Annotated in this window: 13 protein-coding genes; 7 read left to right on the plus strand and 6 right to left on the minus strand. The window is 64.5% G+C overall.

The genetic code is table 11. The features are described 5' to 3' along the window. Positions 1-78 precede the first annotated feature (78 nt). The 6 genes from NKH80_RS17615 to NKH80_RS17640 are packed head-to-tail and all read left to right on the plus strand — an operon-like array spanning position 79 to position 6,035. Positions 79-711 (plus strand): DUF4129 domain-containing protein, encoded by a 633-nt coding sequence (locus NKH80_RS17615; protein WP_352992697.1) that lies wholly within the window; start codon positions 79-81, stop codon positions 709-711. After that, complete coding sequence (locus tag NKH80_RS17620) at positions 708-1,907, plus strand: DUF4350 domain-containing protein (RefSeq protein ID WP_352992699.1); 1,200 nt, start codon at positions 708-710, stop codon at positions 1,905-1,907. The genes NKH80_RS17615 and NKH80_RS17620 overlap by 4 nt, the downstream gene beginning before the upstream one ends. Continuing rightward, positions 1,894-2,850 carry an AAA family ATPase gene (locus NKH80_RS17625; RefSeq protein WP_352506550.1) on the plus strand — a complete coding sequence of 319 codons (957 nt, stop codon included), beginning with the start codon at positions 1,894-1,896 and terminating at the stop codon, positions 2,848-2,850. Before NKH80_RS17620 ends, NKH80_RS17625 begins: the two co-directional genes overlap by 14 nt. Further along, entirely contained in the window at positions 2,847-4,154 is a 1,308-nt protein-coding gene (locus NKH80_RS17630) for a DUF58 domain-containing protein (RefSeq protein ID WP_352992701.1), read from the plus strand. The genes NKH80_RS17625 and NKH80_RS17630 overlap by 4 nt, the downstream gene beginning before the upstream one ends. Beyond that, positions 4,151-5,182: a stage II sporulation protein M gene (locus tag NKH80_RS17635; protein WP_352992703.1), complete on the plus strand. Its 1,032-nt coding sequence runs from the start codon at positions 4,151-4,153 to the stop codon at positions 5,180-5,182. Before NKH80_RS17630 ends, NKH80_RS17635 begins: the two co-directional genes overlap by 4 nt. Continuing rightward, complete coding sequence (locus NKH80_RS17640; protein WP_352992705.1) at positions 5,169-6,035, plus strand: RDD family protein; 867 nt, start codon at positions 5,169-5,171, stop codon at positions 6,033-6,035. The genes NKH80_RS17635 and NKH80_RS17640 overlap by 14 nt, the downstream gene beginning before the upstream one ends. 407 nt (positions 6,036-6,442) lie before the next feature. Here NKH80_RS17640 and NKH80_RS17645 read toward each other — a convergent pair whose 3' ends face one another. Next, positions 6,443-7,129: a D-lyxose/D-mannose family sugar isomerase gene (locus NKH80_RS17645; RefSeq protein WP_352992729.1), complete on the minus strand. Its 687-nt coding sequence runs from the start codon at positions 7,127-7,129 to the stop codon at positions 6,443-6,445. A gap of 143 nt (positions 7,130-7,272) precedes the next feature. Here NKH80_RS17645 and NKH80_RS17650 point away from each other — a divergent pair, with 143 nt between their 5' ends. Continuing rightward, entirely contained in the window at positions 7,273-8,331 is a 1,059-nt protein-coding gene (locus NKH80_RS17650) for a D-TA family PLP-dependent enzyme (RefSeq protein ID WP_352992707.1), read from the plus strand. A gap of 13 nt (positions 8,332-8,344) precedes the next feature. On the opposite strand, the gene NKH80_RS17655 is transcribed toward NKH80_RS17650, so the two are convergent. From NKH80_RS17655 to hutU, 5 genes are all read right to left on the minus strand, one after another. Continuing rightward, a complete protein-coding gene (locus tag NKH80_RS17655) occupies positions 8,345-9,100 on the minus strand; it encodes a heme ABC transporter permease (RefSeq protein WP_352703203.1) in 756 nt (251 codons plus the stop codon). A gap of 258 nt (positions 9,101-9,358) precedes the next feature. Beyond that, complete coding sequence (locus tag NKH80_RS17660; protein ID WP_254817502.1) at positions 9,359-11,128, minus strand: glucan ABC transporter ATP-binding protein/ permease; 1,770 nt, start codon at positions 11,126-11,128, stop codon at positions 9,359-9,361. 364 nt (positions 11,129-11,492) lie between these two features. Then, positions 11,493-20,063 carry a glycoside hydrolase family 94 protein gene (locus NKH80_RS17665; RefSeq protein WP_352992710.1) on the minus strand — a complete coding sequence of 2,857 codons (8,571 nt, stop codon included), beginning with the start codon at positions 20,061-20,063 and terminating at the stop codon, positions 11,493-11,495. A gap of 267 nt (positions 20,064-20,330) precedes the next feature. Beyond that, positions 20,331-20,918, minus strand: a complete 588-nt coding sequence (locus NKH80_RS17670; RefSeq protein WP_352992712.1) for a HutD/Ves family protein — start codon at positions 20,916-20,918, stop codon at positions 20,331-20,333. A gap of 8 nt (positions 20,919-20,926) precedes the next feature. After that, positions 20,927-22,597: a urocanate hydratase gene (gene hutU / locus NKH80_RS17675; RefSeq protein WP_352992714.1), complete on the minus strand. Its 1,671-nt coding sequence runs from the start codon at positions 22,595-22,597 to the stop codon at positions 20,927-20,929.

Consider the following 22,597-nt stretch of genomic DNA (forward strand, 5'->3'; position numbering starts at 1 on the left):
GGTCGCCGTCCAGCCCACTTGCAATTCTTGTGCTGCATTGTCAGTGTCGGCTGGGAACCACAGGTTGCAGGGGAGCGGATGGCGGTGGCACAGCCAGGCACAGCGGAAGCCGAACGGCTGACCAATCTGCACAAGCAGCTGATCGCCGATGAGTCGATCCAGTTCGACCTGCCGGCCTATGTGCCGCCAAAGCCGCCCGAGTGGCTGAAGCCGCTGCAGGATTTTTTGTCGTGGCTCGGCCCCTACATGATCTATCTGTTCTGGGGGGCGGTGATATCGGGCGTCGCAATCATCCTGCTTTTGGTCTTCCTCGAGGTGAAAGGCATCGCCTGGCGGCTGCCGTGGCAGCGCGCGCGGCCCGAAGTCGAAGACGAAGAAGCCTGGCGCCCAGACGCCGGCGCCGCGCAGATCCTGTTGTCGCAAGCGGATGCGTTGGCCGCACGCGGCGACTATGACGAGGCGGTTCACCTTTTGCTTCGGCGCAGCGTCGCCGATATTGCCGGCCGGCTGCCGGACTTCCTGCGCCCGTCGCTCACCGCGCGCGACATCGCCAATGCCCCTTCCCTGCCGGGAAGGGCACGCCATGCGTTCACCGAGATCGCCCGCATCGTCGAGGCGGCGCTGTTCGCGCGCCGGCCAGTTGGCGCGGAAGGCTGGCGGCAAGCACGCGGCGCCTATGAACGTTTCGCCTTCCGGGATGCCTGGACGTGAGCGCACCGGCAGTCGAGGCGCAGGAGCCGTTCAATCGAAAGACACTGTTTTGGGGGATTTTCGCCAGCCTGCTTGCGGCCGCCGGTTTCTTCCTGCTGTCCACCTATGCTCCCGATTTCCGGCAACCCGGCAATGGCGGCGCCACGCCGCTGTCGAAGAGCGGCGTCGGCTACGCCGGTCTGGTGGAATGGCTGCGGCTCACCGGCGAAGCGCCCTTGATGGCGCGGACCGAAGACGATCTTGCCAGAGATATACTGCTGATCGTCACCATTTCGCCCGACAGCGACCAGGAGGCGCTTGATCGCATTCTTGAGCTGCGCCAGGACCAGAACACGCTCTTCGTGCTGCCCAAATGGCAGATCCTGCCGCTGCAGGGGCATGAAGGCTGGAACATGAAATTCGGGCGATTGCCCGGTTCGGTAGTGAACGAATGGCTTGGCCGGATAACCGATGCAAAGATCGGTGCCGGCCAGAGCACGGCAAAGCAACTCGACATCGAAGGCAACATGGTTGCCGCACCCGAAGAATTGCAGTGGGTGGCCGACAAGTACCCTCTCATCGCAGCCGGCAATGACAAGGCTGTGCTTACCGAACTAGACGACAAACCGTTCTATATCCTGACTGACCCCGACCTGATCAACAACGCCGCCCTCAAGGACCCCGAAAAGGCCGCAGCCGCGCTCGGGCTGATTGCCTTGCTCCAGCCCGACGACGGCCCGGTGATGTTCGATCTGACGCTGCACGGCGCGGGGCGGAAGTATGATCTGGCCAAGCTTCTGGTCGAGCCGCCGTTCCTGGCGCTGACACTGACGATCCTGATCGCGGCGGCGCTGGCGTTCCTGCATGGCCTTGGCCGGTTCGGCCCGCCGCGTATCGACCCGCGCGCGATCGCCTTCGGCAAGCGTGCGCTGGTCGATACGACGGCGATGCTCATGCGGCGTGCCGGCCGGCTGGATGAGCTGGGAGGCCGCTATGCGGCCTTGATGCGGGTGCGCGCCGGCGCGCTGCTCGGGGCACCGCACGGACTGCAAGGCAAAGCGCTCGACCGCTGGCTCGACTCTCGCGATAAGGAACAAGCTGGCGGCTTCACGACGCGTTCGCAAGCCGCCGGCGAGGCGAAGAACCTGGCGCAGATGCAACAGGCAGCAGAACGGCTGCACGACTGGACGGCAAGGAGGCTCGGTGAACGTCGATGATGTGAAGGCCCTGGCGACACGGATCAGGGAAGAAGTTGCCAAGGCGATTACCGGGCAGCACGATACAGTCGACCTGATGCTGACCGCCTTGTTTGCGGGCGGGCATATCCTGCTCGAAGGTCCTCCCGGCACGGCCAAGACCATGACCGCACGCTGCTTCGCCCAGGCGCTTGGGATCGCCTACGGGCGGATCCAGTTCACGCCGGACCTGATGCCCGGCGATATCGTCGGGTCGAACATCTACAACTTCCAGACCGGGCAGTTCACGCTGACGCGCGGCCCGATCTTCTGCGATCTCCTGCTTGCCGACGAAATCAACCGCACGCCGCCCAAGACGCAGGCCGCACTGCTCGAGGCGATGCAGGAACATGCGGTCACCTTCGACGGCACCACGCATTCGCTCGGCCGCAACTTCATGGTCGTCGCGACCCAGAATCCAATCGAGCACCAGGGTGTCTATCCGCTGCCGGAGGCGCAGCTCGACCGCTTCCTGTTCAAGCACCGCGTCAGCTATCCCGGCCCCGAAGAAGAACGGGCCATCATCGTCCATCACGGCGGCGGCTCCGCCTCGCACGAGATCGCGCAATACGGCATCAAGGCGCAGACAGACCGCGAGACGCTGCAGGAGGCCCTTGAAGTCGTCGGCTCCGTCACCCTTGTCGACGATGTCGTCGGCTACATAGCGGCGCTGGTTCGGGCTACGCGCGAAAATGCCGATCTGGAAGTCGGAGCCAGCCCGCGCGCCGGCGCCATGCTGGCGCGGGCGGCGCGTGCCCGGGCGGCGCTGGACGGACGCGCCTATGTGATCCCCGACGACGTCAAGGCGCTGGCGGTGCCGGCACTGCGCCATCGCGTCATCCTTTCGCCTGCCGCCCAGATCGACGGCCGCCTAGTCGAGCAGATCGTCTCCGACCTGGTCGACCAGACGGAAGCACCACGTTGATCTATCCCAGCGGCCGAGCGGTGTGGGCAGCTGCTGCCGGCGCGGTGCCGGCCTTCCTGGTCGCGCTGGCATTGCCGTTCTTCTGGTATCTGGGATTGCTGTGGAGTTGCCTGCTGCTTGCCTTCCTGGCGGTAGATGCCGCGGCCGGACGCGGACGGGCATCGCTGAATGCCAGCATCGATGCGCCGCAGCAGGTCGGTGTCGGTGGGGAATTCGGCGTGCAAATCACCGCTCGTCACTCGGGGCCGCGCGCCGCCGAGGCTCGCGTCGGCCACGATGCGCGTCTGGCGCCGGTGAGCGGCAGCGGCGGGGCCTTGCAGCCGATCGCCGGAGGCGGGTCGCTCAACCTCCGCTTCCAGGCGCTGCGGCGCGGCGTCGCCAGCTTCGACCGTCTCTGGGTGCGCTGGCGCGGGCCGTTTGGGCTAGTCTGGAACCAGGTCGTGCTGCCGGTGGAAAGCAAGGTTGCGGTGCTGCCCGACGTCAGCAGCGCTCGCGGCGAAGCGATCACGCTGCTGCAACATGCGGCGCTTGCCGAAGGCCATGCGCAGCGCCGCGCCGGTCAAGGCCGCGAGTTCGACGCGCTCAAGGATTACCAGCCGGGCATGGGCCGGCGGATGATTGACTGGAAGCGCAGCGCCCGCCACGGCAAGCTGTTGGCGCGCGAGTTCCGTATCGAGGAGAACAACAACATCGTGCTGGCCATCGATAGCGGACGCCTGATGTGCGAGCCGGTCGACGGTGTGCCTAAGGTGGACCGCGCCGTGACGGCCGCCTTGCTGTCGGCGTTCATCGCGCTGAAGGGCGGCGATATGGTCAGCCTGTTTGGCTTCGATGCAAGGCCGCGCGTTTCGAGCGGCGCGGTACGCGGCCCCGCCAACTTTGCGATGATCCAGAAACGAGCGGCGGAGATCGACTATTCCAGCGAGGAGACCAATTTCACGCTGGCGCTGACGACGCTCGCGGCGCGGCTCGACCGCCGCTCGCTCGTCATCATCTTCACCGATTTTGTCGATCCGATCAGCGCGGAATTGATGCTGCGCACCGTGGGCCGGCTCACCGAACGGCATCTCGTGCTGTTCATGCTGATGAAGGACACCGAACTGGAGGGCCTGGCCGATATGCCGCCACGCTCTGGCGAGGACGTTGCCCGCGCGGTCGTCGCCGGAGGGCTTTTGCGCGAAAGGCAGGTCGTCATCGGCCGGCTGCGCCTGCTCGGGGCGCATGTGATTGAAGCCGACCACAATCGGCTGGGTCCCGCGCTGGTCGAGCGCTATCTGCAGTTCAAGCAGGAGGACTTGCTGTGACGGCGCCAGTCGTCGACAATGCTGCACGTGGCGACGCGGTACGCCAGTCGCTGGCCAGCTTCCGCCGCGAGCGCGAGGCGGACTGGAAGGCATTCGAGGCGCTGCTGGCGCGTGTCGAGAAGCGTGCGCCGCGGACGCTTTCCGAAGAGGAGCTGCTGTCGCTGCCCCTGCTCTATCGATCGGCGTTGTCTTCCCTGTCAGTGGCGCGCGCAACCTCGCTCGACACTGCGCTGGTCGGCTATCTCGAAGCGCTGTCGCTGCGCGGTTATTTCTATCTCTACGGGGCGCGTCGCGGGCTGCGGAAGCGCCTCGCCGATTTCTTCCTGCACGACTGGCCCGAGGCCATTCGCGACCTGTGGCGCGAGACATTGGCGTCGGTCGCGCTGATGGTGATCGGCATTGGTGCAGGCGCCTGGCTGGTGGCGTCCGACAAGAGCTGGTTCGACGCGATTATCCCGCCCGGCCTGGCAGGAGGCCGCGGCCCCGACACCTCGGCCGAACTGCTGCGCAACATGCTTTATGATGGCGATAATGGCTTTCTCTCAGGCTTTGCCGCCTATCTGTTCACGCACAACGTCCAGGTCGCAATCCTGGCCTTCGCCCTCGGCTTCGCCTTCGCCGTGCCGACAGTGCTGCTGATGCTGTTCAACGGCTGCATGATCGGGGCGTTGTTCCAAGTCTACTGGTCCAAGGGACTTGGCATGGAGCTCGGCGGCTGGCTGGCCATCCACGGCACCACCGAATTGTTCGCGATCGCTTTGGCCGGCGCGGCCGGCATGCGCATCGGCACCAGCATCGCCTTTCCCGGCGAATTGACACGCATGGCGGCAGCGGCTCGCGCCGGTCGCATCGCCGCGAACGCCATGGTCGGGGTCTCGGTCATGCTGCTGTTTGCCGGGCTGCTCGAGGGCATTGGCAGGCAGACCATCACCAGCGACGTCACGCGCTACGCCATTGGCGGTGGCATGCTGGCGCTGTGGCTCGGCTATTTCTACCTGTTCCGGGCGGTGCGGCATGGCGATCGGTAGGCGCGCCGCCTTCGCGGCCATACGGCCGCTGATCACGCCCGAAGGCGTCGATCTCCGGATTAGGCTCGCCGACGCCGGCACGCGGGCCGCCGCCTTCCTCCTTGACGTCGTGTTCATCGCCGTGGCTGCAATCGTGATCACGATCGTCGCGCTGTTCGGGGTGGGAGGCCTTGGCAGCGAGGGGTTTCAGCCGCTCTTCGTCGTCTGGATCATCCTGATCTTCTTTCTGCGCAACGCCTACTTCATCGTTTTCGAAGCAGGCCGGCGCGCGGCTACGCCCGGCAAGCGGATCGTCGGCATCCGGGTCGCGTCGCGCAGTGGCGACGGCCTGTCGATCGACCAGGTCATTGCCCGCAACCTGATGCGCGAGATCGAGGTGTTCCTGCCGCTGTCGATCATCGCCGGACGCAGCGGGACCGACCTTGCCGACGCACTGACGACAATCTGCGGACTGGTGTGGACGCTGCTGTTTGCCTTGTTCCCGCTGTTCAATCGAGACCGCATGCGGATCGGCGACCTGTTGGCAGGGACCTGGGTGGTCGAGGCGCCGAAGCGCGCCTTGCTTGAAGACCTGTCGGCACGACAGGATCCGGCGGCCGGCGCGTTCCGATTCAGCCACGCCCAGCTCGATGCCTACGGGATTGCCGAACTCCACAAGCTGGAGGAGGTGCTGCGCCGCGACGACTATTTCGCCCTGCGGACGGTGGCCGAAACAATCGGACGCAAGATCGGCGCGGCACCACAAGCCCATGACGCACGCGCATTCCTGACGGCGTATTACGGGGAGTTGCGGGCCCATCTCGAACGCAAGCTCCTGCTGGGCAACCGCAGGGCCGACAAGCATCAGCGTTAGACCGGAGGAGGGACGAGATGCAGGTCAAAATTAGCGCGATTGAGGAATCCAGGATAGATCGCGCAATTCAGGCGGCGGTCTCTGGGTCCTGGGAAGAATTCAGCAGCCTCACCGACACTCCCTTTCCAAACGACGAATCGATGCGAGAGCAATTCGACGATTCCTCCCCCAGACTTCAGCAAGTGGGCGGAATTGGAAACGAGAAACGGGCGTTGAGATCCTGGATGACGGAGTGCGTTTAATAATAGTGAGAATAGAAGCGCCGCCCACGGTGGATATCGTTTTTTCACTGCATAGCACGAGCGAATTCAGTGACAGCACAATCGGTTTTCGGACATTTTTGCAGCAGGTGAATTGGGACTCCTAGCTATCGGTTTCGGCATTTCCAACCAGCGCCACCTCCTGCCCTAGCCCACCCACTTCTCGTAATCGGACACCAGCAGATGCAGCGGTGCTGTGTCTTCGTCGATGTCCGCGAAGCGGCCGATCGGCTCGCGAAAAACGTTGTCGGTGAGATCGTCATTGACGGTCGAGACCTCGCCGATCAGCACGTCCTTGCCCTCGGCCCAGAAGGCGTGCCAGACGCCCGGCAGCAGCGTCACGCTCTGGCCTGGGTCGAGCTTCAGCAATCCACCCGCAGGCAGTCTGTGGATGGTTCCGTCGACAGGCACCGATACTTCGGCCTTCGGATCGATGCCGCCATCGCGATCATGCATGAACAGCTCCAGCACCAGCTTGCCGCCGCCACGGTTGATGATGTCCTCGGCCTTGATGTTGTGGCGGTGCATCGGCGACAGCTGATCCCTGCGCGAGATCATGATCTTTTCGGCATAGAGCATGCCCATGCCCTTCTTCATGTCCTCGTAGCGGCCGTTGCGAACAGTGAACAAGAACAGGCCGAGCTCGTCGAACTTGCCCTGGCCGTAATCGGTGATGTCCCAGCCGAGCCGCGACGAGAAGATGGCCGCCGAATCCTGCCGGTGCGCCTTCATTTCTTCCGGGGTCCAGTAGGCGAAGGGCGGCATGATGTAGCCGAACGAACGGATGAAGGCGTCGGCGTCGCGGATGATGTCGTTGATGGCCGAGCGTTTCATGATCATGATCCCTTCTTCAGGCGGCGCCTATACAGCGCATAACCGAACACCGATCCGGTGTCGACGTAAACCGCATTCTGGCCTCATGACATCGGCGACGATCAGGGCCATAAGTCCCGACAAATTCCCAAAGGTGACATTCCATGCGCAGCATAGACGACCTCGATACGCCGGCGATCCTGATCGACGCCCGCCGCGCAGAAGCCAACATCGCGCGAGCGCAGGCCCATGCCGACCGGCACGGGCTGAAGCTCCGGCCGCACATCAAGACCCATAAGCTGCCCTACTGGGCGAAAAAGCAGGTCGCGGCCGGGGCCATCGGCATCACCTGCCAGAAGATCGGCGAGGCCGAAATCATGGCCGATGCCGGACTGACCGACATCTTTCTGCCCTACAATATCCTCGGGCGGGCCAAGCTGGAACGCCTCAAGGCGCTGCACGGCCGCGTAACCCTGTCGGTGACAACGGACAGTATGGACACGCTGATGGGACTTGCCGCCACCTTTACCGATCCCGGCCATCGCCTGCCGGTGCTGGTCGAATGCGACACCGGCATGGGCCGCTGCGGTGTGCAGTCGGCCGGCGAGGCAGTCGCGCTGGCGAGCGAGATCGACAAGGTCCGGGGGCTCGTCTTCGGCGGCCTGATGACCTACCCGGGGGCGGGCCGCGCCGCCGAAACCGAGGCGTGGCTCGCCGATGCGCAGCAAGCACTTGCCGCAGCCGGCCTTGCTTGCGAGCGCATCTCCAGCGGCGGCACACCCGATATGTGGCGTTCCGGCGAGCATAGCGTCGTTACCGAATACCGGCCCGGCACCTACATCTATCTCGACCGCTACCAGGTCGCCAAAGGCGTCGGCAGCCTCGACGATTGCGCACTGACGGTGCTGTCGACGGTGGTCAGCCACCCAACGCCGACACGCGCCATCCTCGACGCCGGCAGCAAGGCGCTCTCCAGCGATACGCTGGGGCTCGCCGATTTCGGCGAGCTGCTGGGCATTTCAGGCGCAAGGGTGACCAGCCTCAGCGAAGAGCACGGCAACGTCACGCTGTCAGGCGGCGCCGAGCTTCGCATCGGCGAGCGCGTGCGCGTCGTGCCCGACCATTGCTGCGTCGTCACCAACCTGTTCGACGAGGTGCATCTGATCGAAGGCGACAAGGTGATCGAGACGCTGCCGGTGGCAGCACGCGGGCGTATGGCTTGATCCTATCGGTGGGCTACCGTTCAGCCTGCCTCGCGGCAACCCGGCGCATCGAAATGACGCGGCGGCGTCGGATCTCGGTGCGCATCGCCATCAGATGCAGGGCGAAGAACAATACTGTGAAGCCGAGCGCCATCACCAGCAACGGCCACAACAGGCTTGGATCTATCGTCGGCCCACCAAGCCGGAACACCGACGCCGGCTGATGCAGCGTGTTCCACCAGTCGACCGAAAATTTGATGATCGGGATGTTGATGAAGCCGACCAGGGTTATGATGGCCGCTGCCCAGGCGGCGCGCCCGGCATCGTCTAGCGCGCGGGTCAGCGCGATGATGCCGAGATACATCAGGAACAGGATGAAGACGGAGGTCAGCCGCGCGTCCCACACCCACCAGGTGCCCCACATCGGCTTGCCCCAGATCGAACCGGTGATCAGTGCAAGGGCGGTGAAGACGGCGCCGATGGGTGCCGCCGATTTCAGCGCCACGTCGGCCAGCGGATGGCGCCAGACCAGCGTGCCCAGTGCCGAGACCGCCATCAGCGTGTAGCACATCATGGCAAGCCAGGCGAAAGGCACGTGGATATACATGATGCGAACGGTGATGCCCTGCTGGAAGTCCTCAGGCGCCGTGAAGCTCATATAGAGACCGACAGCGAGGACGACAGCGGCCACGCTCGCCAGCCACGGCACGACCTTGTCGGCAAGCCCGACGAACCGCGTCGGGTTGGCAATATCCATCCAGCCGGAGGGGCGTGAAGTCGTGTCGCTCATGCGGCCTTACATAGACCGCCGGCGGAGTTGCGGCAACCACAGCGGCGGTACGTCTTCTCTTCTCCCTTTGCGGGAGAAGGCGGATCGGCGCGTAGCGTCGAGCCGGACGAGGGGTGCTGGAAGGAGTGAGGCGCCAATGATCGCCGTGCGCCGAAGTATGGATTTGGGTGAAGATTTGAGCCAAGCCGGAGCACCCTCATCCGACCTCGTTTCGCGAGGCCACCTTCTCCCGCAAGGGGAGAAGGCAGGCCGCGCTGCTCAGGCGGCTTCGTTCACCGGGCGGCTGAGGCGGCGAACCTCCTCGTCGTTGAGCAGGCCGCCGGCGCGCAGCAGGCTGGCGAAGCGACCGTTGCGCAGCGACAGTTCGGTGAACCCGCCCATCTCGACCACCCGGCCCTTGTCCATGAACACGACCAGATCGGCGTCGCGAACGGTGGTCAGGCGGTGGGCGATGATGAAGGTGGTGCGGCCGCGCCGCAACTCGTCGATGGCGTCCTTGACGCGGTCTTCCGTCTCGACGTCGAGCGCGCTGGTCGCCTCGTCGAGAACCAGGATGGGCGCGTCCTTCAGCACGGCACGGGCGATAGCGATGCGCTGGCGTTCGCCACCGGACAGCTGTCCGCCGCGTTCGCCGACGACCGTGTCGTAGCCCTCGCTCTTCGAAAGGATGAAATCCTGCGCGGCGGCGGCATTGGCCGCGGCATGGACCTCGTCATAGGTCGCCTCCGCACGGCCGACGCGGATGTTGTCCTCGATCGAGCGGTTGAGCAGGCCGGCATCCTGGAACACGGTGGCGATCGAATGGCGCAGCGACTTGCGGGTCACCGTGCGGGTGTCGATGCCGTCGATCAGGATACGGCCGCTGGACGGGGTAAAGACGCGCTGCAGAAGGTTGATGAGCGTTGTCTTGCCGGCGCCCGTGGGGCCGACGATGGCGACCGTCTGGCCGGCCTGGACCTCGAACGACGCGTCGTCGACGCCCTGCCCGGAGTTGCCGAACTCGAAGCAGACATTCTCGAAACGGACGTGCCCCGTGACGTTGACGAGCTCGCGCAGCCCATCGGGTTCGGCGGCGTCGGATGCAGAGTCCTCGAGATGATAGAATTCCTCGAGCTTGGCGCGCGCCTCGGAAATCTGGTTGGCGAAAGCCGACATCTGGTCAAGCCGGGCAATCAGCAGCGTGGCAAAGCCGGTAAAGGCGATGACGTCGCCGATCCGCAACTGGCCGTGCGTCACCAGATAAGCGCCAATCAAGAGCACCACCATCATCGAAATCGTCGACGACAGGCGGTGCAGCGCGTTGGCCATCGCCCACCAGTCGAGCACCGGATTCTGTGCGTCGAGCAGGTTCTTGACGTAGCGCTTCAGCGCCTCGGTCTCATGGCCGATGCGGTTGTAGCTCTGCAGGACGGCGACGTTGCTGACCGAATCGGTCACATGCGCAAACACCTTGTGGTAGTGCCGCTCTACGGCCGCCTGGCCTTCCTTGGTGCGCCGCATCACCAGCCGTCCGATGCCGACATAGAGCGCGCCAAGCGCCAGCAGCACCATCGACATGCGGATATCCATGCTGAGCGCGGTGGGCACCAGCAGAACCAGCGCTACCGCGGTCGACAGATGCTGCCGCATGAATTCCAGCCAGAGGCTGAACAGGGTCTCGACCGCGCGCAGGAGCGTGTGCAGGGAATTGGAGGTGCCGCGCTGATGATGCCAGGCAAGCGGCATGGTGATCACGCGCTCGAACGACTGGCAGAGAACCTCGCTGCGCCGCTGGTGGGCAAAGCGGTCGGCGCCGCGCGCTACCAGAACGAAGGCGATGATATTGAACGCGCCGAGGCCGGCCCACATTGCCAGTGTCGCGAATACCGAGCCGCGGTCCGAAATGGCATCGATCACCCGGCCGAACATAATCGGCTCGAGAATGGCGATAATGGCAAGCGCGACATTCGCCCCGCAGATAAACGCAACGCGTTTCCTGTCGGCAGCGAGATAACCAAGGGCTCGCCAGTAGATTTGCAGAAGTGACACTTCAGCTACTCCGCCAATTATTTATGGTGCAGTGCGTCATTTTTTGACTCGTATCGGTTGACGCGTCGCAAAACAATGCTCGTCTACCTCTTCCGTTCCCATTCCGCGAACAAAAGATGACGACGCTTCGAAATTTGCCGTGATCGTCTAACAGTTTGAGATAAAAGGTGAAATGTCAGCGTTGCGGCAAAATCATGGCAACTGGAAAGCACTGCCACATTTTTAATCAGCAAGACCCCAGGCACGACGTCCAAAGTCGTGTGCAGGCATTCAGCAAGGTCAAACGCAAATATAACCGGTAGAGGCACTTGGAGCGCCCGCGCGTGCCCTGGGGAACCCTGAGCGACGCTCCAAGTCCTTGAATCTAGGTCGGTATTCTAACGACCACCTCGGCATTGTCGCCGGCTTTTGGCTCGAAGGACGAAGATTTGGTCTTCGTGCCATTCACTTCAAGTGAGATGGCCCGGGCCTTTTTGTCGCGGACGACGCGTACCTTGATCTCGGCGCCCAGCATCTTCAGGGTTGCCGAATAGCCGTCCCAATGGCTGGGAAGTCGCGGCGTGAACTGGAGGCGCTGTCCGCGGCGCTCTATGCCGAGAATGCTCTCGACCGCAGCACGATAAAGCCAGCCCGCCGACCCGGTATACCAGGTCCAGCCGCCGCGGCCGCCCTTGTCTTGCCCGGAATAAACATCGGCCGCGACGACGTAAGGTTCCACGCGGTAGCGCTCTGCCGCGGCTTCATCGAGCGCATGGTTGACCGGATTTAGCATCGAAAGGCAGCGGTAGGCATCGTCGGTGCGCCCCATCTCGGCGAGCGCAATGACGAACCATGTCGCGGCGTGCGTGTATTGGCCGCCGTTTTCACGGACCCCAGGCGGATAGCTCTTGATGTAGCCCGGGTCCTTTTCCGTCTTCGAGAAGGGCGGAGTGAACAGTTTTACGATCTTGAGCTCGTCGTCGACGAGCGCTTTCATCGCCTGCCCCATTGCCGTGGTCGACCGCGCCGGGTCGCCCTCGCCCGAAAGCACACTCCAGGACTGGGCGATCGAGTCGATCTTGCACTCGTCCGACTTGCGCGAGCCGAGCGGCGTGCCGTCGTCGAAGCTGCCGCGCCGATACCACTCGCCATCCCAGGCGGTGCTTTCCAGCGCCCGCTTCAGCACCTCGGCGTGCTTCGTCCAGGCTTGCACGCGCTTTGCATCGCGCTCCGCCTTGGCGACATCGGCAAATTCGCCCAGCGTCTTCAGCAGGAACCAGCCCAGCCATACGCTCTCGCCCTTGCCGTGCTCGCCGACGCGGTTCATGCCGTCGTTCCAGTCGCCGCCGAGGATCAGCGGCAGCCCGGCCGGGCTGCTGCGCTTGACAGCAAGATCGAGCGCCCGCGCGCAGTGGTCGTAGAGCGAGGCTGTCTTCTTCGAGATTTCCGGGATGAAGAACGCATCGTGCTCGCCTTCGCTCAGCGCCTGCCCTTCGATGAAGGGCAGTTGCTCCTTCAGGATCGCGGTGTCACCGGTCACCAGCAGGTAGCGCGCGGTAGCGTGGGCCAGCCAGACCACGTCGTCAGAGATCATGGTGCGGACGCCGGCCTCGGTGCGCGGCAGCCACCAATGCTGCACGTCGCCTTCGGGAAATTGCCGCCGCGCCGCGTTGAGGATCTGATCGCGCGCCAGCTTGGGGTCGTGCGCCAGCAAAGCCAACGTGTCCTGCAACTGATCGCGGAAGCCGAAGGCACCGCTCGCCTGATAGAACGCAGAGCGGGCACGGATGCGGCAGGCCAGGCTCTGATAGGGCAGCCAGTGATTGACCATGGCGTCGAGGGCCTTGTCCGGCGTCTCGACCTGGATGGTGTCGAGAAAACCGCGCCATGTGCGCTCGTTGTCGGCCAGCCGCTGATCGAAATCCCTGGAGCGGTGGGTCTGCACCAGCGCGCTGGCCTCGTCGGGCGAGGCCGCGTCGCCGAGCAGCCAGAGCAGCGTGACGTCGCCACCGGCAGCGATGTCGATGTCGCGTGCGATGGCCGCGCAGGGATCGTCGCCGGCCTCTACGCGGCCCGACAGGTCGGCGCCGCTCAGCACCGCATGCGGAAACTCGCTCGTGCCTTGCCTGCCGATGAATTCGCCGCGGTCGGCGGTGACCGAATGCACCGCACCGTCGGCGGCCAGAAAGGCGATTCGCTCGCCGAAATCGAGTCCATAGGGATTTTGCGCCAGCAATGCGCCGGTTGCGGCATCCCTCGACGGAACGACGCTTGCAGCGGTGCGCGAGCGATGGCCGCCAAGAACCCATTCCGCATAGGCGTAGACGCGCAGCCGCATCGGCACCGAACCCGAATTCTGGATGCGCAGCCGCGATATCTTCACCGGATCGACGGGATCGACGACATGGGTCAGGTCCATCGACAGCGGCCCGCGTTGTGAGCGGAACGTCGAAAAACCCTGCCCGTGCCAGGTTTCGTAGGTCATTGTCGGATCACGAACCACGGCAGCCATCGGCGAGAACGCCCTGCCACTGGCATGATCGTAGATATAGATGCCCTCGCCCGGCCGGTTGGTGACCGGATCGTTCGACCATGGCGTCAACTGATAGTCGCGACTGTTGCGGCTCCAGGTGAAGGCAGCGCCTTCAGCCGAAATGTGGAACCCGAACGATGGGTTGGAGATGACGTTGATCCACGGCTGCGGCGTCGTGCGCCGGCCGGCAAGACGCACGACGTAGTGGCGTCCGTCGCCGTCGAAGCCGCCGAAACCGTTCCATTGGTCGAGCCCGCTGCCGTCGACGCGGCCCTCGATCAGTGCCTGTGCGGCAGATGCTTGCGACGTCGGCACCGGCAAGGACGGCTCGCGAAGCGCGGCAAGGTCTGCCGGCTGGAGGGCGGCGTCCCGCGCCTGCAGTGCCGCGGCCTCGGCACGCTCGATCTGGTCGAAGATGGTGCCGTTGCGCGTATGCAGCACCACCCGAGCGACGGCGAGCAAGGTCCTGTAGGTCGTTTCCTCCATCAGATCGCGTCGCACCGCGAAGATGTGCTGGCGGGGTCCGAGTTCCTTGCCACGCAACCGGCTGTTTTCGCACAGCGTCTCCACCGCGCGCTGCAGGTCCTGCACGTAGGATGACGCCTGCTCGTTGACGACGACAAAATCGATCATCATGCCGCGGGCGCGCATGTATTCCTGGAAGCGAAGCGCCTGGGCGACGATCTCCAGATCGGCGACATCGGCGATCCTGACCAGGAAAATCGGAAAATCGCCGGATATGCTGGTCGGCCACAGGCTGGACTGCCTGCCGAGCCCGGAGACGATGGATTCGCCGGGAAGGCGCAGGAACGGGTCGGGATAGATCAGATAGCGCGCCAGCTTCTGCACATTGGCGGCGTCCGACAGACTGAGGCCAAGGTGCCGGGTCTGCACCTGCGAGCGCGTCCAGGCGAGCATCGCCTGGCGGGCGAAGCTTTCGGGATGGTCGAGCCGGGCGATGGCGGCATCCAATTCGGCGCGATGGGTACCGACGACGGTCCAGAAGGTCAGCGAAATCTTCTTGTTGGCCGGCACGCGCACCTGCCGGCGAAGCGAGGCGATCGGATCCAGGGTGAAGCCGGAATGGCCGCCAAGCTTGGCGCCGGGATCAAAGGCAGCCGCCTCGGTGATGGTGCGGCCACGGCCGATGAAGGCGCGCCTGTCGGTTTCCGCCTCGGCGTCGCGCGCCGATCCAGACGGGTCGGTGACGAAATGCACCATGGTGACGTCGGGTTCATCCTTTTCGCGCTTGCGCCTGGTGGCGAAGATCGCGCCGTTGTTCGGCGCGATCTCGGTTTCCACGAACATCTTCGAAAAAGCCGGATGGGCATTATCGGAGGGCTCGGAGCCCAGCACCAGTTCCGCAAACGAGGTTACTTCGATATGCCGGTCGGCGGGGCCATCATTGTGGAGCGTCACCCGTCGGCCCTCACCATTGCCTTCCGAGATGACGATGCACTCGACTTCCGAACGCAGCGATCCAACCGATTTGACGAAGCTCGCCTTGTCGTCGGAAAACAGCGTCTGCGCCCGCTCGCCGGCGGCACGCTTCGGCTCCGCGGTGGCCGACCACCAGTCGCCGTTACTGGCGTCGCGCAGGAAAATATAGGAACCAAGGCGGTCCTCGGTCGGATCCGGCTGCCAGCGCGTAACGGCAAGGTCGCCCCAGCGGCTGTAGCCGGAGCCGGTGGCGGTGACCATGACCGAGTAGCGGCCATTGGACATGACACTGGTCGAGCGCAGCGCCTTGAGCGGATCGAGCACGATGCGGGTGTCCGGGCTTTCCAGCTCGGTCTCGTCCTTCGAGCGCTCGTCGGCCTCGGTCCTGACGGTCGCAGTCGGGATGTCGCGCGGCGCCCTTTCCTGCAGCAGCAATTCGGCCGACTCGATCACCGGATCGCTGTGGAAGCGATCGCGCAGGCGCCCTTCGAAGATCGCATCGGCAACTGCGGCAATCGACATGCCGGAGTGGTGGGCCATGTAGTTGAGCACGACGGCGTGGTCGGTGCCCTCGGGGACGCGTTGCGGCGTGAAATCCACCGCGTCGTAAAAGCCGTGCCGGCCCAGCGCGCCCAGCCGCCTCAGCCTGGCCAGGTTCTGCACGGATTCATGCGGCGTGAACTGCGCTGCCAGCACGGTCGCGTAAGGCGCGATTACCGTATTTTGGCCAAGGCCGCGCTTCAGGCCGAGCCCGGGCACGCCGAAATTGGTGTACTGATAGGTCAGTTCACGGTCGCGGGCGTTGTAGGCCGCTTCCGAAATCCCCCAGGGAACGTTCTTCGAACGGCCATACTGGATCTGGCGCTTGATGATGAGCTTGCTGGTCTGGTTGAGAATGCTGCCTTGCGGTTCCTTCATCACCAGGGGCGGCATCAGATATTCGAACATCGAGCCGGACCAGGACATCAGTGCGCCCTGGAAGCCGATCTCGACGATCGGCCGGCCGAGCCGGAACCAGTGCTCGGTCGGCAAATCGCCCTTGGCGATGGCGAACAGGCTGGTCAGCCGCGCCTCGGAGGCCAAAAGATCGTAGCAGCTTTCGTCGAGCTGATGCTCCTCGACCCGGTAACCGATCGACAGGAGCTTGCGTTCGGGCCGCATCAGGAACGAGAAATCCATCTCGAAGGCGAAACGGCGCGTGCGCTCGCGCAACGTCAGAAGCTTGGCCCGCAATGCCGCGACGGCGTTTTCGTCGCTGTGCGCGTCGTGCACATGCGCCTCGCAGGTGGCTTCGAGCCTGGCCGCCCAATCGGCGATGGTGTCGCTCTGGGTCGACGCGGCCTCGGTGTGGATGGCTGTCGCGAGCTTGCGTATCTCGCCGGCCAGGACGGCCAGGTTGATGGTACGGATCGACGCCATCTCCGGCTGCGCCTTGATCAATTCGACCGCCCGCCGCATGCCGTCGAGACGGTCGGCGAGCCGCTGGCGCAAGGGCCGCAATTGACGCCGGTCGTCGGGCAGTTCCTCAAGGCTTTCGTCGAGGATGGTGACAGTATCGAGGATGCCTTCGAAGTCGCCCTGCACATGCACCGACGGCGCTTCGGCCCATTCGGCGCAGGCTGCGGCCACAGCCACCAGATGGCCGGCGAGATTGCCGCTGTCGACTGCAGAAATGTAAAGCGGATAGAGCGGCTTCAACGTCGTGGTGTCGTACCAGTTGAAGAGATGACCGCGATCGCGCGGCATGCTCTCGATGGTCGACATGGTCGCGTCGATGCGGTTGACGGCGTCGGAGAGGCTGATCCAGCCGAAATCGCGTGCCGAAATCACCGACAGCAGGTAGACGCCGATATTGGTCGGCGAGGTGCGGGGCGCCACCACGGGGGCCGGGCTTTCCTGGAAATTATCCGGCGGCAGATGGTGATGCTCGGCCGTCACGAAAGTCTCGAAATAGTGCCATGTACGCCGCGCCACGGTGCGCAGCGCGTGGATGTCGGCGGCCGATATGCGCAGGCGGTCCTCGGTTTCGGCCGAACGGCTGATCCAGCAGGCGATGGCGGGCGAGCCGATCCAGAACAAGGCAAAGAAGAAGGCGACGAAGGCGCCGGTGGAATCGGCCAGCACCGGGACGGCGAGGCCGACGACGCCGATGATCACGGCGCCGTACATGATGCTGTAGTAGGAGCCGAGATCGTTGTCGCTGCCCTTGTGTGCCTGCGAGGCGGTGCGCCATTCGAGCAGGTTCTGGCGGCTGACGAACAGGCGGTAGAGCGTGCGGATGATTGCGTCGCCCATCATCCAGGCTAGGTGCGCCATCAGGACAATCTTCAGCGCCACCAGGGCGGTACCGAAGGCAACGTCGCGTGCCAGTGCCGAGAAATGGCCGCGCGGCGTCTGATCGCCGCTCTTCGGCAGGATGGCGTTGACGATGTCGAAAGTGGGCGCCATGAACAGCGTGAGGATCAGCAGCGCCTGCCATTGCGCGGCCTGCGTGAAGGGCAGCAGCGTCCAGCCGGCGATCGCGGCCATCACCCAGAAGATCGGCGTCACCGAGCGGCGCAGATTGTCCACCATCTTCCAGCGCGACAGCGCCGGCACGTTTGAGCGCGGGCCAAGGATGAAGCCCAGAAGCTGCCAGTCGCCGCGTGCCCAGCGATGGTGGCGCGACGCATCGACCGAATAGCGGGTCGGATAGTCCTCGACCAGTTCGACGTCGGTGACCAAGGCCGAGCGCGCCAGGGCGCCTTCGAGCAGATCATGGCTGAGGATGGTGTTTTCCTCGATGCGGCCCTTCAGCGCCGCCTCGAAGGCGTCGACATGGTAAAGACCCTTGCCGGTGAAGGAACCGTCGCCGAAGATGTCCTGGTAGAGGTCTGACACGGCAAAGACGTACGGATCGAGCCCGCGATTGGCGGAAAAGACACGCTGAAAGAACGATGCCTCGTCGCCGCTGGTCAGCGACGCGGTGATGCGCGGCTGCAGGATGGAATAACCTGCAGTAACCTCGCGCCGTGCGACATCGAAATGCGGACGGTTGAGCGGGTGGCAAAGCTTGCCGGCCAGCGCAGCGACGGCGTCGCGGGTGGTGCGGGTGTCGGCGTCCAGCGTCATGACGTGGACGACGCTCTCCGGCAATGGCACTTCCAACGGCAAGAAGGTGGTGTCGCTGTCGCCGCGCAGCAGAAGGTTCAATTCGTGCAGCTTGCCGCGCTTGCGCTCCCAGCCCATCCAGACGCCTTGCGATGCGTTGTAGAGCCGGCGCCGATGCAGCAGATAAAAGCGCGGTGCGCCTTCCGAGGGATAGCGGGCGTTCAGCCTGGCGATTTCGGCGCGGGCGAATTCGAGGATTTCGACATCCGCCGTATCGATCTCGGTCTTCGAGTCCGGCCAGTCGGAAAGCAGCGCGAAATAGACCTCACCCGCCGTGTTGGCGAGGTGATGCACCTCGATGTTGCGGATGTTCTCCTCGACATCGTCGCGCGAGCCGATCAGCGACGGCACCACCACCAGCGTGCGCGCCTCGGGCGGCACACCGTGCCTGAAATCATAGCCGACGAGACGCGTCGGTTTCAAAAACAGCGAGACGACGGTGTTGAAGAATGCGAGCGCGCCTTCGCTGGCCGGCACCGCGAACAGGGCCAGCATCAGGACGATCGACGGCACCGACAGGCCGAGATTGGCAAGCGCATTGCCGGAAACGACCAGAAGCAGGACCGTCAGGGCAAACACCGGCACGACGATGCCCAGCCATCCGGTCTTGCGGAACGTCCGGTTCAGCGTCTTGCCGATGGTCGGCCGGTAGCCGATCGACCGCTCGAGTTCCTGCCGGCGCGGGCCGACCAGAAAGAAGCCGACGTCGGTGTGAGCGATCGGACCGCTTTCGGAGCCCGGTGCATCGGCAGCATGGCCGGCGAGCTCGATCGCCCTTTCGGCAACGCGAAATTCGGAGAGATCGGAACGGCGCGCCAGCTCCTCGATCGCAGTCCGGTATTGGTCGCGCGAAAAGAAATCGAGCGCGGCGAAATCGGTGCGTTCGCGCAGCAAGGTGTCGATGCGGCTGACGCCCTCGAACCACACCGTCCAGTCGACGTCGTTGATCAGGCGCAGGCCGCGGATGATGTTGCCGGTGGTCACGTTGCCGCTGGACAGCGTGTGGTGCTCGCTGAGGATGATCTCCTCGGCGTCGGAGCCGGTCCTTTCCAGCTCGCCTTCCAGCCATTCCAGCGCCCTGCCGGCATTTTGCGAGCCGTCACGCAGCCGGTAGAGCAACTGGGTGGCGAAGGTGGTGTCCTGCGCATGGGCGCTGTAGTGGGAAAGTATCGCCTGCCGGTCGGCGCTGTCGTCCGTCGCCAGCACACGGTCGGCGACCTCGTTGGCGATCTGGCGCAGTTCCCGCGTGCGATTGACGCGGACCGCGATCCGGCGAAGGTTCTCGATCAGGACGAAGCGCAGCAGCGACGGCAGCGCCCATAATTCGCCAATCTTCAGCGGCTCGACGGACTGGAAGCCTTCGACGATCGCCTTGAACATGGCCGACGAGACGGAACTGTCGGAATGCGCGACATAGGTCCACGCGACCGCCAGGGCGCGCGGCACGCTGGATCCATCCGACAGTTTCAGCGTCGGCAACTGGCGGTAGAAGCGGCGCGGCAGGTCGCGCTTGACCTGAAAAATGGTCTCCTCGACCAGGTAGTTGTTGTCGAGCAGCCACTGCGCCGCGGGCGTGATCGTTTCGCCCCTCGCCTGGGCAGCGTTGGTGGAACGGTAGACATCGAGAATCTTCCTGGCGCTGTCGCGGATGCGCGCCTGAAAATCGAAAGGCGTCAGACCGAACAAATCCTTGGCATCGCCATTGGCAAGGGCTGCGCCCAACGCTCGGAGCCGATCTTCCGGCAGGAAATGGGAGCGTATCGGCTCGTCGGTGACAGCCGGGAAGCTGGCGCTCGTCTTTTCGATCTGTGCAAGATTGGTCTGGATATTCATCTAAGGTTCCGTGTTGGGGACGCAGTGCGGCGTCACCGCCACGGCAATGTCCCTAAAACCGGTCCAAATGCAATTGGTTGCATCGCAACACTTGGCCGAAAGTTTGTTTCCGCACCACGACAAGATGCCGTCTCTCGACAACTTCCAGGCGAGCACTATGAGCATCGTTTCGGCTTCTGATCGGCGGAAGATTCAGGCTTTTTCGTGATGCAGCGACCAGCTTACGCGATATTTGGCCGGCGTCACGATCATGTTTGGAAACAGACGTTAATCGTTGCCGGCAGTGCGGTCGATGCGGATCACGAACAGCATCGCCGGCCGGACCGCATCCAGGCGCAGTTCCGGCGCTTGCGCCCCGAGCAACAGCGCGTCGAGCGGCCCAAGTTGCACGGGCGCCGCGCCGGCCACGCTGAGTTCGCCGTCGACGCACAGAATAAGTGTTTCATCGGCTTCGGCCTGGATCTCCGTCGGAGCCGAAATCAGCAGCCGCTCGACCGTGTGGGTCGCCCGGGCGCGGCGGGTCATGACGTTGAGGTCGATGATCGGGCCAGCGATCAGCGTGGCTTGCGTCGGCACGTCGGCCGGAAAGGCAAGCGGGCCGGAAGCCTTGGTGATTTCGACCGGCGGCCGGCCGGCGATATCGAGGACCATGCCCTCGCCTTCCAGCAAGGCCAAGGTCCGGTCGACGCCGGCGAAGCCGGAGAACGGGCCGCTGCCCTCGACGCGCGCCATCGAGACGCGCCAGTCGAAATCGTCGAGCCCGGCACCTGGCGGCGACACGACAATCTCCGTCGTGACCCCGCCGGCGTTCTTCCACGGCATCGACCGGTATTCGGCTGCCCGAAGGATGCGCAAGGCGCGGCTCAGCCCAAAATGCCGGGCAGGTTGAGCTGGTTCTCCCTGGCGCACTCGATCGCGATGTCATAGCCGGCATCGGCGTGGCGCATGACGCCGGTCGCCGGGTCGTTCCACAGAACCCGCTCCAGGCGCTTGGCCGCCTCGGGCGTGCCGTCGGCGACGATGACCATGCCGGCATGCTGCGAAAAGCCCATGCCGACGCCGCCGCCATGGTGCAGCGAAACCCAGGTGGCGCCGGACGCGGTGTTGAGCAGGGCGTTGAGCAGCGGCCAGTCGGAGACGGCATCCGAGCCGTCCTTCATCGCCTCCGTCTCGCGGTTCGGCGAGGCGACCGAGCCGGAATCGAGGTGATCGCGGCCGATGACCACCGGTGCCTTCAGTTCGCCCCTGGCGACCATCTCGTTGAAGGCGAGGCCGAGCCGATGGCGATCGCCGAGCCCAACCCAGCAAATGCGCGCCGGCAGGCCCTGGAAGGCAATGCGCTCGCGCGCCATGTCGAGCCAATTGTGCAGATGGGTGTTGCCGGGCGTGAGTTCGCGCACTTTGGCTTCGGTCTTGTAGATATCCTCGGGGTCTCCGGAAAGCGCTGCCCAGCGGAACGGGCCGATGCCGCGGCAAAACAGCGGACGGATATAAGCCGGCACGAAACCTGGGAAGGCAAAAGCATTCTCGAAGCCCTCCTCCTTCGCCACCTGGCGGATGTTGTTGCCGTAGTCGAGCGTCGGCACGCCGGCGTTCCAGAACGCCACCATCGCCTCGACGTGCTCGCGCATCGACGCGCGGGCAGCCCTTTCCACCGCCTTCGGATCGCTGGTGCGCTTCTCGCGCCACTCGGCCAGCGACCAGCCCTTGGGCAGGTAGCCGTTGAGCGGGTCATGCGCCGAGGTCTGGTCGGTGACGATGTCGGGGCGCACGCCGCGCCGCACCAGCTCCGGCAGGATGTCGGCGGTGTTGCCGACGAGGCCGACCGATTTCGCTTCACCGGCTTTGGTCCAGCGCTCGATCTTTTCCAGAGCCTCGTCGAGCGTGTCGGCGCGTTCGTCGACGTAGCGGGTGCGCAGCCGGAAATCGATGCGGTCGGGATCGCATTCGACGGCCAGGCAGCAGGCGCCGGCCATGACCGCGGCGAGCGGCTGGGCACCGCCCATGCCGCCAAGGCCGCCGGTCAGTATCCACTTGCCCCTGAGATTGCCGCCATAGTGCTGGCGGCCGGCCTCGACGAAGGTCTCATAGGTGCCCTGCACGATGCCTTGCGTGCCGATGTAGATCCACGAGCCGGCCGTCATCTGGCCGTACATCATCAGGCCCTTTCTATCGAGCTCGTTGAATTTCTCCCATGTCGCCCAGTGCGGCACCAGGTTGGAATTGGCGATCAGCACGCGCGGGGCGTCAGGATGAGTGCGGAACACGCCGACCGGCTTGCCCGATTGCACCAACAGCGTCTCGTCGTCGCCGAGTGTCTTAAGCGAGGCAACGATGCGGTCGAAATCATTCCAGGTGCGCGCCGCCCGGCCGATGCCGCCATAGACGACCAACTCGTTGGGGTTTTCGGCGACGTCTGGGTCGAGATTGTTCATCAGCATGCGCAACGGCGCTTCCGTCAGCCAGGTGCGGGCATTGAGCTCGCTGCCGCGCGGGCTGCGCACTTCACGGATGTTGTGGCGAGGATCGGTCAT

This window comes from Mesorhizobium sp. M0904, from assembly GCF_040319475.1.
Taxonomy (GTDB): domain Bacteria; phylum Pseudomonadota; class Alphaproteobacteria; order Rhizobiales; family Rhizobiaceae; genus Mesorhizobium.